General features: G+C 68.2%; 12 protein-coding genes. 5 read left to right on the top strand and 7 right to left on the bottom strand.

The window, feature by feature from the left end; all coding sequences use genetic code 11:
- The first annotated feature begins 425 nt into the window (after positions 1-425).
- A complete protein-coding gene (locus G3A44_RS08800; protein WP_163457138.1) occupies positions 426-1118 on the top strand; it encodes a PEP-CTERM sorting domain-containing protein in 693 nt (230 codons plus the stop codon).
- A gap of 81 nt (positions 1119-1199) precedes the next feature.
- Entirely contained in the window at positions 1200-2108 is a 909-nt protein-coding gene (locus tag G3A44_RS08795) for a sulfotransferase family protein (protein WP_163457137.1), read from the top strand.
- Between the two features lie 38 nt (positions 2109-2146).
- Here G3A44_RS08795 and G3A44_RS08790 read toward each other — a convergent pair whose 3' ends face one another.
- Complete coding sequence (locus tag G3A44_RS08790; RefSeq protein ID WP_163457136.1) at positions 2147-2626, bottom strand: hypothetical protein; 480 nt, start codon at positions 2624-2626, stop codon at positions 2147-2149.
- A 725-nt stretch (positions 2627-3351) separates the two neighbouring features.
- Between G3A44_RS08790 and G3A44_RS08785 the strand changes: the two genes are divergently transcribed.
- Positions 3352-4986 carry a sensor domain-containing diguanylate cyclase gene (locus G3A44_RS08785; RefSeq protein ID WP_163457135.1) on the top strand — a complete coding sequence of 545 codons (1635 nt, stop codon included), beginning with the start codon at positions 3352-3354 and terminating at the stop codon, positions 4984-4986.
- Between the two features lie 46 nt (positions 4987-5032).
- Here the strand turns inward: G3A44_RS08785 and G3A44_RS08780 are convergent, their stop codons facing one another.
- A complete protein-coding gene (locus G3A44_RS08780) occupies positions 5033-6124 on the bottom strand; it encodes a tartrate dehydrogenase (protein ID WP_163457134.1) in 1092 nt (363 codons plus the stop codon).
- 132 nt (positions 6125-6256) lie between these two features.
- On the opposite strand from G3A44_RS08780, the gene G3A44_RS08775 reads away from it, so the two are divergent.
- Together G3A44_RS08775 and G3A44_RS08770 are read left to right on the top strand one after the other, a co-directional pair.
- Positions 6257-7180, top strand: coding sequence for a LysR family transcriptional regulator (locus G3A44_RS08775; protein WP_203561344.1), 924 nt, complete (start codon positions 6257-6259; stop codon positions 7178-7180).
- 96 nt (positions 7181-7276) lie between these two features.
- Complete coding sequence (locus G3A44_RS08770) at positions 7277-9757, top strand: serine/threonine-protein kinase (RefSeq protein WP_163457133.1); 2481 nt, start codon at positions 7277-7279, stop codon at positions 9755-9757.
- A gap of 71 nt (positions 9758-9828) precedes the next feature.
- Here G3A44_RS08770 and G3A44_RS08765 read toward each other — a convergent pair whose 3' ends face one another.
- The 5 genes from G3A44_RS08765 to G3A44_RS08745 form a co-directional block, all read right to left on the bottom strand.
- A complete protein-coding gene (locus G3A44_RS08765; protein WP_163457132.1) occupies positions 9829-10314 on the bottom strand; it encodes a universal stress protein in 486 nt (161 codons plus the stop codon).
- A gap of 79 nt (positions 10315-10393) precedes the next feature.
- The gene (locus tag G3A44_RS08760) at positions 10394-11044 is read right to left on the bottom strand and encodes a 2'-5' RNA ligase family protein (protein WP_163457131.1); all 651 of its coding nucleotides are present in this window, start codon (positions 11042-11044) and stop codon (positions 10394-10396) included.
- Positions 11044-11427, bottom strand: coding sequence for a hypothetical protein (locus tag G3A44_RS08755; protein WP_203561343.1), 384 nt, complete (start codon positions 11425-11427; stop codon positions 11044-11046). Before G3A44_RS08755 ends, G3A44_RS08760 begins: the two co-directional genes overlap by 1 nt.
- A gap of 3 nt (positions 11428-11430) precedes the next feature.
- A complete protein-coding gene (locus G3A44_RS08750; RefSeq protein ID WP_163457130.1) occupies positions 11431-11799 on the bottom strand; it encodes a nucleotide pyrophosphohydrolase in 369 nt (122 codons plus the stop codon).
- Between the two features lie 126 nt (positions 11800-11925).
- Positions 11926-12975, bottom strand: coding sequence for an aromatic ring-hydroxylating dioxygenase subunit alpha (locus G3A44_RS08745; RefSeq protein ID WP_163457129.1), 1050 nt, complete (start codon positions 12973-12975; stop codon positions 11926-11928).
- Positions 12976-13002: the final 27 nt, after the last annotated feature.

The following is a 13002-nucleotide window of genomic DNA, read 5'->3' as shown; positions in this document are numbered from 1 at the left end:
CCGCCACCGATACATTCTGACCGCTGTGGCGTCGCGGACCCGCGCGGTCATCAGGCGGAAGCGGCACCGTCTGGCCGGGACACCACGAACAGTGCAAGGACAACCACCTCAACCGTCTTCTTGTAACTCTCTGCAACCTTCCTTCGCATCACTCAGGCGCGTCGCAACGTCCACCGCGCCGCAAGAAGTCACGCAGGTCGGCCCCAACCGACCGACCATCTGCGCCTACCCCCTGATTGAAGGGTCGCCATTGCTGGAAATCAAGCACAATCCACCTGCAGCAAGACGATGTCACCGTTGGAGCGGCGCCGGCAACCCCCTGGCCATGAGGGATGTGCATTAGGGGGAAGCTCACAATTGCCGTTACATAAAGTATCAGATATGGTACGCTTGCATCGAGTCCTTCAGAAACAGGAGTCCAGACGATGAAGATCCTCAAGAACATGCTCGCGCTGGCGGTTGCTGGTGCGGCTTCGGTGGGCGCACACGCCACGACCACCGTCACTTCCACCTCCTTCGCGGAAAATTTCGGCGGCTACAGCGGCACTGGGTCGACGAACGTGAACTTCACCAACGTGCGCCGGTGGACCACTTCTTCCACCAACCTGAATGGCTGGGATGTGAACGCTCAGACGACTGAGGTCGGCGCCGCATGGCTGGTGAACGAGGCCTCGAGCTCCGGCACCCTCGCCACCCCGGTGTCGTCGGTGAGCTTCCTCGGTGATGACGCCGCGTACCTGTCGCTGTCCGGCGCCACGAACAACTTCGGGGTGGTCACGCTGAACTACTCGCTGACCCTGGCGGCCGGCTGGTACGACATCAGCTTCAACACCTACTCGACCGATGCCGGCGTGACGATCACGAGCAGCTTTGGCAGCCAGACGGAGGACCTGGCCTCCTCCAGCACCGGTTGGGTGACCCAGTCTTTCAAGGCTTACTCGGACGGCTCCGCCAGCACGCTGACCTTCGTGTCCTTGAGCAATGCCACGATCGTCGGCATCGACGACATCAGCGTGGTGGCAGGTACCGCGCCGGTTCCGGAACCCGAGACTTATGCGCTGTTTGCGCTGGGCTTGGCCGCTGTGGGCGCCGCCCGCAAGCGCAGCAAGCGCGCCTGATCGCGTCGGCTTGCAGCCGACCCCTCAGAATAAAGGCCCCGCAAGGGGCCTTTTTCGTTGGCACTTCCCTCCTCGCCCGCCATGCCACTCCGTCCCGACGCCCGTTCGATCCTTCAAGGCCAGTTCCAACCCAAGGTCGCCATCGGCGGCGTCGGGGGCAGTGGCACGCGCGTCTTGTCGCACGGACTGGCCTTGGCAGGGATACACATGGGCGATGACCAGAATCCAGCCGGGGACGATCTGGCCTACACCGGCCTCTTCTGCTGGCCGGGCATCTTGGATGTGGAGGCCGAACGCCTGCATGCACTGATGGAGCTGTACCTGCTCCAGGGCAGTGGTCAACCCAATGGACCGCTGGAGAGGGCCGCAGCGACCTTGTCGGCCAACTGGGAGGCCGTGGCGGGTGCAAGCCGCCATGACCACGACCGCGCTTGGGCACAGGTCAGACTCGAAGGCATTCGCGATCGCCTGCTGGCCCAGGCCACCGGCACCGCAACCTCGGCGGTCCGCCCCTGGGGATGGAAAGAGCCCAACTGCCACCTCATGGCTGATCGCTGGCTGGAAGCGCTGCCGACGCTGCGATACGTCCAAGTCATTCGGCATGGCTTGGACATGGCCTTCTCGAAAAATCTCAACCAAGCCAAACGTTGGGGGCCCCGACTGATCGGAACACCCTTGCCGGTGGGGCCAACACAAGCCCTCGACTTCTGGCTTCACAGCCAGCGCCGCTTCGTGGAACTGTCGGCCCGTTATCCCGACCGCGTGTTGGCGCTACGCTACGAAGATCTTTGCCGCCAGCCGCGAGATACTTTTGTCCGGCTGCTCAATTTCCTCGACCTCTCCACCGACGACGATACGGTCGATCAAATGGTCAAACTGGTTCGCCCATCCACCTCACTGGGGCGTTACCGCAGTCGCGATTTGTCCGTGTTTTCCGAGCGCAGCCTGAGGGATCTCGAATCCATGGGATTCGAGATCTCCCCGAACTGACGCGAGGCGCCGCCCCGTCACACGGCGACGCCCTTGCATCAGGCCGCCGCGCTGCTGCGCGCTGCCGACTTGCGGCCACGACTTGCGGGCGCGGGTGCCGCGCTGGCCTTCGCCGCACCGTCTTTCACAGCGGCCACGCCCGTCGGCGTCTGCCGGGCGGCGCGCGGCTTGCGGGCCACCGGTGTCTCTGGTGCCACCGGCACCGGCAGCATCGCCGGCGTCTCGGCCGCGGCCCGCTGGGCCAACTCCCGCACGCGCTGCTCCCGCAGTGCAGCAGCTTCGGCCAACTTCTCCGGGAAGCGCTTTTCCCAGGTGCTCTCGGTGCCCACGTAGATGGCCCGTGTGGGCAGCCCCTTGGTGATCACGTGGAGGTAGACGCTGGGGGTGCGTTTGCCACGCCGGCCCTGGTGGACCAGAAAAACGCCAGGTACACCCAGCGGGTCCTTCTTGTTGCGGCGTTCCACCCGCGCGAAGGCGCCGACCGCCTCCTCGGACATGGGGATACGGGAGACACGCATGTCCACCGCCGCCTGATGTGAGCCCTGAGGACCTCCATACCGCGAATCCGCGAAAAACACCGTGGGCTCATGGGGCAGTCGAACCTGCCACCCGCCCGGAACCCGCACCACGTAGCGCGGGCATTGGAGTGTGATCCCATCCACAACCGTCGTTCTCATTCACTTCTCCGTCACGTCACTGCATTGGCCACGAGTCCGGCCGACGTCGACCATTCGCCGGTTATCCAGGGTTATCGACGTACACCCAGAGCGTTTAAGGCTCTGGTGACTCGCTAGTCGAAAACCCTGAGGGCACCGCTGCAAGAGCGCGGTACGCCACCGGCGACGCTGAATCCCGGCGCCATCGAGGGAACCAGTGATCCAAAGCGCTATTGTCGCCGGGACTCGCCTTTTCCGCGGCGTTGTGGTCTATGGCTCGCCGGGACGAGCGGTAAGAAGCGGATTCCCCTTGTCTTTGGCACGACGGGCACCGCTGGCAGGCGAAGCCATGACGGGCGCCGGCAGCACTTGGAGACAAGTCTCCGGGCCTCCAGAGGTTCACACCACGATCCGGTGCTGCTAGGCTCCCACCCACGCAGTGCGGGTTCGGGCCGAACGGTTCCCGCCGCCTCTGCGGGCGCTCGGCCTGAGGTGGCAGGCGCCCGTCCCCTCAGCCCGTCAGCCCGCCGGCCATGGATGCCGGCACCCCAGTTCCCCCGGCATCGGGGGTATGTGACCACTCCGGAATGACCGCATCTTCAGCCCACCCTGCCGCCCGGTCGGCGCCACGTCCGGCCTGGCGCCGGCTGCATGAAAGGTGGCTGCGCTTCTGCACCCCCTACGATCTGGAGAGTCCGGACGCCGCACTGTTCCGCTCACTACAACTGCAACCTTTGCTGGCTGCCACGCCCTGGGTGGCCGTGGCCAATGTGCTGAACGCCCTCGTCGTGGCCTGGGTGTTCCGTGGACACGCCCATCTGCCGGCGGTGCTGCTGTGGGCACTGTTGGTCACGGTGGCCAGCGGCACGGGCCTGCGGGCTTGGCGGACCTGGCGGGAAGGCCAGTGGCCGCGCTACTGCAGCAGTTACACCCTATGGCGAGCCACCCGCAACGCGGTGGTGACAGCCAGCCTCTGGGCAGCCCCCATGGTGCTGGGCCTGCCAGCAGCCGACCAGACCGGTCGCCTCACCTTGTTGATGATCGGGGCAGGCATGCTGTGCGCCGGCGCCTTCATCCTGGCCCCACTGCCCAGAGCCGCCGCCAACTACGTGCTCATCCTGACGCTGGCGGTCCAGGGGGGATTGGTCAGCACCGGCGCGGCGGAGCACGCCGAGCTGATCGTGCTCACCTGCCTGTACGCCGTGATGGTGCTGGCGGCCGCCATCCACCTGGCGCGCCACTATGGGCAGCGCATGATGGCCGAGGCGCGCAGTGACCGTGAGAAGCAGTTGGTGCACCGGCTGCTCTACGACTTCGAGCAGAACGCGCAGGACTGGCTGTGGGAGCTGGACGCCGAGGGGCGCCTCACCCACGTGAGCCAGCGCCTCTCGCACGTGTTGGGTCGCCCGCCGGAGTCCTTGGCAGGCGAGGACCTGCTGCGTCTGCTCAACCTGAGCCTGCCACGCCCCACGCCGGAGGAGCGGCAGGCCCAGGAGGCCCTGCGCCAGGCCCTGGGCGATGTGGAGCCCTTCCAGGACCTGCAGGTGCCGCTGATGCTTGGGGGCGAGCTGCGCTGGTGGTCACTCAGCGGCAGGCGCCTGGTGGACGACAAGGGCCGCTGGCAGGGCTGGCGCGGTGTGGGACGGGATGCCACGCTGGAGCATGCGGCCCAGGATGTACGGGATCGGCGGGAAGGCTTTGACAGCCTGACCGGACTGGCCAATGGGGACCAGCTGGACCGGCAGCTCGCCGCCTCCGAGGCACGCCCCTTCACCCTGTTCGGCATCGAGCTGCAACATTTCGACGCTTTGGTCGACCGATACGGACGGACGGTTTGCGACCAGGTGCTGCAGATCGTGGCCGCCCGCTTTCGCACGGTGGTACGGCAGGGCGATCTGCTGGCCCGGGTGGACACCGTGAGCTTTGTGCTGGTGAGCTGGGGCGAACTGACGCCGGTGGCTGCGGCCGCCACCGCCCAGCGGCTTCTGGACGCGCTGATGCGTCCTTGCGTGGTCGAGCAGCAGTCGATGCCGGTGCAGGCCTGCATCGGCATCGTGCAGTTGGCCCCCCAGGGCATGGAGGCGCCTCATGACCTGGCCGAGTTGATGAGTCGCGTGTCGGCCGCGCTGACCCTCGCACGGGCTGCTGGCGGGAGGAGCTTTCGCTTCGGCACACTGAGCACGGCGGACATGCCGGGCACCCGGTCTGGCCACGGCAGCTGAACCGCCCGACCGTCTTGGCGAACGGTCGGTTTGAGGCTGCTGTCGATCAGCCCTGCGCGACGAGTTGGGCGATCGCCTGGCCCATCTCGGTGGTGCTGGCCTGCCCGCCCAGGTCCCGGGTGCGCGGCCCTTCACGCAGCACCGTTTCGATGGCCCCCAGGATGGCGTCGTGGGCCGCCCGGCCTGCCCCCTGGCCACCGGTCAGGTGATCCAGCATCAGCGCCGCCGACCAGATCATGGCCACAGGATTGGCGATGTTCTGGCCGTAGATGTCCGGCGCTGAGCCATGCACCGGCTCGAACAGGCTGGGGAAGCGCCGGTCCGGGTTGAGGTTGGCAGAGGGCGCCAGACCAATGGTGCCGGTGGTGGCTGGGCCGAGGTCAGACAGGATGTCACCGAACAGGTTGCTGGCGACCACCACGTCAAAACGGCCGGGTTGCAGGACAAAGCGGGCGCTGAGGATGTCGATATGCTGCTTGTCCACCGTCACCTCGGGGTAGCCCGTGGCCATCGCGTCGGCACGGCCATCCCACCACGGCATGCTGATGGCAATGCCATTGCTCTTGGTGGCCACGGTCAGGTGCTTGCGCTGACGGCGTTGGGCGAGCTCAAAGGCGTACTTGAGCACACGGTCAGTACCATGGCGGCTGAAGACCGACTCCTGGATCACAATCTCGCGGTCCGTCCCCTCGAAGATCTTGCCGCCCAGGTTGGTGTATTCCCCTTCTGTGTTTTCGCGCACCACAAAATAGTCGATATCGCCCGGCTTGCGGCCCGCCAAGGGGCAGGGCACACCGTCGAACAGGCGAACCGGGCGCAGGTTGACGTATTGGTCGAACTCGCGGCGGAATTTCAGCAAGGAGCCCCACAGCGAAATGTGGTCCGGCACGGTGGCCGGCCATCCCACCGCCCCGAACAGCAGCGCATCCATGCCCTCCAGCTGCGCCTTCCAGTCGGCCGGCATCATGGTGCCGTGGGCCTGGTAATAGTCGCAGCTGGCCCACTCGATGGGCGTCTGCTCCAGCCGGATGCCAAAGCGGTCACAGGCCGCCTGCGCCACGCGCAGGCCCTCGGGCATCACTTCTTTGCCAATGCCATCGCCAGGAATGACGGCGATGCGGAAGGTCTTGTCTTGCATGGAATCTCCTGGTGGCGCTCCCCCGGACGGTCCGGGGCGTCGTGGCGGCATGATGTCTTTCGCCGCATTCAAAGACAATGCCACCTTTTGTGAAGCCACTGTTCACGAATCGTGACCAAAGAGAAGCCGCCATTGGCTGACCTCCGCCAAGAGGTCCCCTATTCGCCCCCCCCGGAAGACCTGCGGGTGTTTGCCACTGTGGCCCGGCTGGCCAGCTTTGCCGCTGCGGCCCAGGCGCTGGGCAGCTCCACCGCCTACGTCAGCAAACGGCTGCGCCTGCTGGAGGCGGGGCTGGGCACGCGACTGCTGCACCGCACCACCCGGCGGGTGGGCATCACGGAAGACGGCGAGCGTGTCTACGCCTGGGCACAACGCATCCTGGACGACCTGGACCATCTGGTCCAGGACGTGCGCGCAACCCGCAGCCAGGTGCGCGGCCACCTGCGGGTGTGCTCCAGCTTCGGCTTTGGCCGGCGAGTGGTTGCGCCGCTGCTGGGGGAGTTGCAACTGGCGCATCCCGACCTGCAGGTGCGGCTGGAGTTGTTTGACCGCCTGGTGGACGTGGCCGGTGAGGGCTTTGACCTGGACGTGCGGGTGGGCGACGAGATCGCCGGCCACCTCATCGCCCACCCGCTGGCCGCCAACCACCGTGTGCTCTGCGCCGCGCCAGCCTACCTGGCCCGACGCGGCCTGCCCCGCACCCCTGAGGACCTTGCCCAGCACGACTGCCTGGTCATCAAGGAACGGGACCACCCCTTTGGCCTGTGGCGCCTGCAGCAGGGCGAGCTGGAGCGCCGGGTCAAAGTGACTGGACCGCTGTCCTCCAACCAAGGCGAGATCGTGGTCCAGTGGGCGGTGGCCGGTCACGGCCTACTGCTGCGCAGCCTCTGGGACGTTGGCCCCCTGCTCGACCAGGGCCTTCTGCAACGCATCTTGCCGGATTGGACCCAGCCGGCCAACGTCTGGGCGGTGGTGCCGCAGCGGCTGGCCCATGCCGCCAAGGTAAGGGTGGCGGTGGAACACCTGCAACAGCACCTGCCCGGCCGCTTGGGCTGACGCCCTGCCGAACCGGGTGTCCGCCCCCAGAGCCCTGCAAACAGCGGGCAACGCCTTGCACTTGGCGCCGAAGGCTACCGCCCGCATCATGGACCCATGACCACCGTGCCACCAGCCGCTTCCGCCACCCCCGCTCCCGCCGAACCTGCGCGCTGGCGGGCCCTGTTTGACCAGGCCCTGGCCCTGCCACCCGAGGCGCGGGCAAGCTTTGTGGCTCAGGCAACTTGCGACGACGCCACCCGCGCCGAGTTGGTGTCGCTGCTGGCCCACTACGAGGAGGTGACGGCCGGCGACGGCTTTCTGCAGGCCGACGCAGCCCAGCTGCTGGCGGCAGCCGCGGCAGGGCAGGCCGCCACGGGCTCTGCCGCAGACCCACATGCCATGGACGAGGCCCCCCTCGGCACCCTGCTCGGCCCCTGGCGGGTGATCGGCTTGTTGGGTCGGGGCGGCATGGGGGTGGTGCTGGAAGTGGAGCGGGCAGACGGCCAGTTCCAGGGCCTTGCCGCCGTCAAGCTGCTACGCCATGGCCTGGATTCCGCCGGGGTGCTGACCCGCTTCGCACAGGAACGCCAGGCGCTGGCGCGATTGGACCATCCGCACATTGCACGCCTGTTCGATGCCGGCCTCGGTCCGCAGGGGCAGCCGTACTTTGTGATGGAGCGGGTCAGCGGCCGACCCCTGGACCAGGCCGTGGCCGGGCTGGGCTTGACGGCGCGACTGCGCCTGTTCCTGCAACTGTGCGACGCCGTCTCCCATGCCCACGGGCGGCTGCTCGTCCACCGCGACCTCAAGCCACGCAACGTGATGGTGACCGACCAGGGTGACATCAAGCTGCTGGACTTCGGCATAGCCAAGGCCCTGGATCCGGCTCCGGCCGCCCCGGGCCTCACGCAAGAGGGCCTGAGGCCGCTGACCCCGTTTTATGCCAGCCCCGAGCAGGTACTGGGCGAACCCCTGACCACCGCCACCGACCAATACAGCCTCGGGGTGCTGCTCTATGAGCTGCTGACCGGCGTGCGTCCCACGGGGCGACATGCCACCTCGGCCGCGCAAGCCGCCCGCGCCTTGCTTCAGGACGATCCCCCCCCGCCCAGCCAGGTGCCGGACACCCCCGAGCCGAACTGGCCCGCCCGGCGCAAGGCCCTGCGCGGCGACCTGGACACGGTTGTGCTCAAGGCCCTGGCCAAGCGGCCCGAAGACCGCTATGCGAGCGTGGAGGCGCTGGCCGACGACCTGCGTCGCCACCTGGCTGGCTTCCCCGTGCGGGCACTGCCTGTCAGCCCCTGGACGCGAGCTTGGAAGGCCGCCCGCCGTCAGCCCCTGGCCAGCGCCAGCCTGGCTCTGGCGGCTCTGTCCCTGACCGGTGGACTGGTCGCCAGCCAATGGCAGGCGCGCCTGGCTGAGGAACGGCTGGCCGCCTTCCAGCGGCTCACGCGTGAGGTGATTCTGGGCACCGGGGAGAGCATGGAATTTCTGCCCGGTGGCATGGCCCTCAAGATGGACCTGTATGCCAAGACGGTGGACTCTCTGCAAGCCCTGTTGCCCCGCCTGGGCGAGGGGGACCAGGCCGACCGCGCGCGCCAGGACCTGCTGATGATGCTGGTGCACCTGGGCGAGGGCCATGCCGAGGGCTATCCCAACGCCCTGAACCGCAACGACAAGGCCGAAGCCTTCGCCCAGGCGGCGCTGGCGCAGGCGGCGCTGCTGCCACCCGCCCGAGCGGCCGAGCCCGGCAACGCCCTGTTCAAACTGCGTGCCGACAGCCTGCGGGCGGACGCGCTGCTCAACGCCGGGCAGGCCGAGGCGGCCGTCAGCCTCCTGGCCCGGGCCACCGCCGAAGGCGAACGCCTGCTGGCCCAGGCCCCGCCCAGCGCCGACGCGCTGCAGCTGCAAGGCACCCTGGCCGGCCTGCACTTTGCCCACGCCCTGGCGCTGGATGGCAACGGTCTGGGGGTGGGCAGGCTGCCTGAGGCCTGGGCCGCCTACGAGCGGGCCTACACGCTCAATGAAGCCTGGCGGCAACAACCGGCACTGGCCGCCTTCGTGCCGGCGCTGCAGGCCCACAGCCACCCCAGCCGGCCGACCTTCGAGGCCGACGCACGGCGCACCTCCGCCGTGATCCTCAGCAGCCAGGCCGGCTGGCTGTCCCGCTCGTCCCGACCTCGCGAGGCGATTGGCTACCTCGAACGCTCCATCGCGTTCTCGCGCGAGCTCATCGCCAAGCACCCGGACCAGATCCACTTCCGCAGCGATCTGGCGCAAACGCTGCTGACCTTGACCCGCACCCACTGGGCGGCCCAGGACCCGACGGCCGCCCTGGCCGCCGTCGAGGAGTGCCTGGCCATGACCCAGCGGTTCATGCAGGAAGACCCCGGCAATCCCCGCTGGCAGGGTGATTTCGACCGCCGCTCCTATTGGAAGGGCAAGGTGCTGCACCACTTGGGACGTCGGCAGGAGGCCGCAGCCCCCCTGCAGCGGGCCTTGAAATACCTGCAGGCCCAGCAGGCCCGACAGCCCGAGGCCGCACGCGCCGGACAGATCGAGGAGGTGCAGGCGCTACTGCGCACCGCACGGTGACCCCGCGCCTCGGCCCAACGCGCCATACCCGCGGGACGCGCACCCGCGCATCCGGGGGCTGAGTCAGCTTGTCACGCCTCGGCCGTGTCCCCATCGGAGGCCTCCTCTGCTGAGGCCTCCTCAAGGTCCACGCGCCGCACCAGGGTGACGGGCACTGTGGCATGGTGAAGCACCGCCTCGGCCACCCGCCCGACACGGTCATTGCTCAGCCAGCCCTGGCCCGCGGTGCTGATGACGATGGCATCGCAGCCACAACGCTCGGCCAAGGGGGCCAGCTCGTGCGCGGGATCTCCGGTCACCACCTCGGTGGCGGCCTCCAGGCCCGCTGCCTGCAGCAGGGCCAGGGCCGGCTGCAAGGCATGCGCAGCCGCGCCTTGGCCCGCCTGCTCCAGCACCTCCACATCCGGCGCCAGCACCACCTCGTAGAGGTGCACCGGCTCACGCACATGAGCCAGCACCACCTGGCACTGCAAGCCGTGGCGGCGCAGCCGCAGCACATGGCGCACCGCGTCGAGCGAAACGTCGGAGCCATCGGTGGGAATGAGGTAGTGCAACATGGTCGGGTCCTTCCGGGGTCAAACGATGAGCCCATGCTACGCCCGCGGGCGTGGCCGCCACCAGGGAGTTGGCGCAAGGTCAGGAACGCTGAACCGGGATGGCCTCGCGCAGCCGCAAGGATTGCCGCACCCACCAGCGGCCACCCAGCGCGCGGGCGTCGTACTCCGCCAGCAGCACACGGGTGACCGGCAGGCGCAGCGGCACGCACGCCGCTTGCGCCCAGCGCCGCCACCAGGCGGCCAGGCTGGACCTGGGCCAGGGTTGGCGGTACAGGCCCAGCGTGAGATGGGGCCGGTAGGGAACAGTTCGGAACTCGCCGTGTGGCAGCGCCAGGCACGGGCGCAACGCTTGCAGTGCCGCACCCGGATCCTCCACCGTCAGATAGGCCGCGGCATCAAAGCTGTCCGGGCCACCGACCCACAGGTCAAAGGACCGGGGCCGGAGACGCTGGAGCGCCAGCCACTGATGGGCCAGCTGCACCGGACTGACATCGTCCGCCCGGCTGCCGTCCCCATCGGTGAAACCACAGACCTGCAGGGTGATGTGCGGCTGGCGCAGGGCCGGCCAGCACCAGGGCTGCAGTGCCGCCTGCAGTTGCCGCCACCGGACGAGCACCTCAGGCGACTCCACCGGCAGCAGCCAGACGGCATAGCGCTGGCGTCCGCAGCGCCAGTCCACGGGGTCGGCGAGTGAGGCGGCCAGATGACACCCGGCGGACGGTGCCGGCATCAGTCGCCCTCGATCTCCAAGCCCAGGGCCTCGGCCAGGCGGTCGGCCACCGCCGGATCCAGGCTCAGGCTCAGCGTGAGGGTGTGGCGTACCGTCTCGCTGCCGGCCGCGGCCAGGCGCAGTTCACCACGGGCCCCGTCAAAACGGATCTCCTGGGGGGCACTGCGCTCGACCAGACCATGCAGGTCGAAGTCCCACAGTCCCCCGTCCTCGGCCGGCCCCTGACGGTCGCCGTAGCATCGGTGCAGCCAGGCCAGCAAGCCGGCCACCTCGCCCTGCAGGGCAGGCCAGTGGCGAGGCGTGACACTGGCCACGGCGTCCCAGGTCTGCCGGCCCTCGGTGTCTTCGGAGCAGTCGAACTCCAGAAAACGCAGCGGTTCCACGGCTCAGTCCTCCTGCCGACCGACCAGGCGGTCGTACTTCAGGTGCCGTCCGCGGGCCTGTTCCACCGGGTACTTGGCGGCGGCCTTGACGAGCTTGCGCTGCACGGCTGCATCCAGGTCGATGCCATGGTCGTGGCAGAACAGGGCCAGCATGGTGGCCACATCGGCCACCTCGTCCTCGATGTCTTCGCGGCGCTCGGTCCAGCGGGCCGCCAGCTCGTCGTCGCGCAGCCAGAGGAACTGCTCCTGCAGCTCACCGGCCTCGATGGCCAGGGCGGCCGCCTGGTGGCGAGCGTTGTGGAACTGGCGCCAATCGCGCTCCTCGCGGAAACGGAGGATGGCGGCCAGCACCTCGGGGGAAACGACGGACATGGGCAATTCCGGCAGAGGCCATGGGGGCAGCTCCCACCGGGAGCGCCACGCGCCATCTATAACGACGCGCGGGCGGATTGTCGCCGGCCGGGCCGCCGCGCCACCCCGACCCGGGACAGCGCCACCTCAAGCCGGTGCACCAACCCCAGGGCGCTCGGCGGCCAGGAGCTGGTCCACGATCTTGCGCGCCATCACCCCACCGGTGTCGATGTTGAGCTTGAGCAGCTGCCGTTGCGGCCAGTGGAGCAGGTTGGCCTGCTGGCGCTCGAGCATCTCCAGGTCCTCGGCGAAGATCTTGCCTTGCCCGGTGCGGATGGTGTCGGTCAAGGCGGCATCATCGGCCTTGAAATGACGCGCCATGCCCCAGAAGTACCAGCAGCTGGTCTCTGTCTCGGGGGTGATGTAGTCCACCACCACCGAATGGACCTTCTTGTCGTCAGGGGCGTGGAAGCCGCCGTGGCCCTGCAGGGCCACGCCCACATCGATCAGCACATTGCTGGGCGGCACGAAACGGCAGATCTGCCAGCGGTCCACCTGGGCGTCCGGATCCAGGTCGTTGGCCTGCATGGCCATGCGCCAGAACGGGGGGGCGTAGATCTTTTCCATGTAGCGCTCGGTCACCACCACACCCTCTTCCATGCGGGTGGCCACCGGGGCTTCATCGATCTCCTTCTGGCCGATGCTGGTGCTGTGCACATAGGTCTCATGGGTAAGGTCCATGAGGTTGTCCACCAGGAGGCGGAAATCGCACTTCATGTGGTAGAGCCCGCCGCCATAGGCCCAGTCAGGCTTGTCCCACCAGATCGGCACGGGAATGTCCTGCTCCCGGGCCTGGGCAGGATCGCCAGGCCAGACCCAGACGAAGCCGTAGCGCTCGGCCACCGGATAGGCCTTGATGGCCGGAAAGCCCCTGACCCGCTGGCAAGGCATGCTGCAGGTGCGCCCGTCGCGGCCCATGGCCAGGCCGTGGTAGCCGCAGACCAGCTTGCCGGACTGCACAAAACCCAGCGACAGCGGTGCGCCGCGGTGCGGACAGAAATCCTCGACGGCGGCCACCAGGCCGTGCTCGTCACGGTACAGGGCCATGGGCTCGCCGCAAATGCGGCGCCCCAGGGGTTTGTCGGCAGCGATCTCGTCGGGCATGGCCGCCACGTACCAGGCATTGCGGGGGAACATCCTGTCTCCTTCACGTTGGGATCCTGA

This window comes from Ideonella livida (genome assembly GCF_010499455.1).
GTDB lineage: Bacteria > Pseudomonadota > Gammaproteobacteria > Burkholderiales > Burkholderiaceae_C > Ideonella > Ideonella livida.
This window is presented reverse-complemented; position numbering and strand designations above follow the sequence as displayed.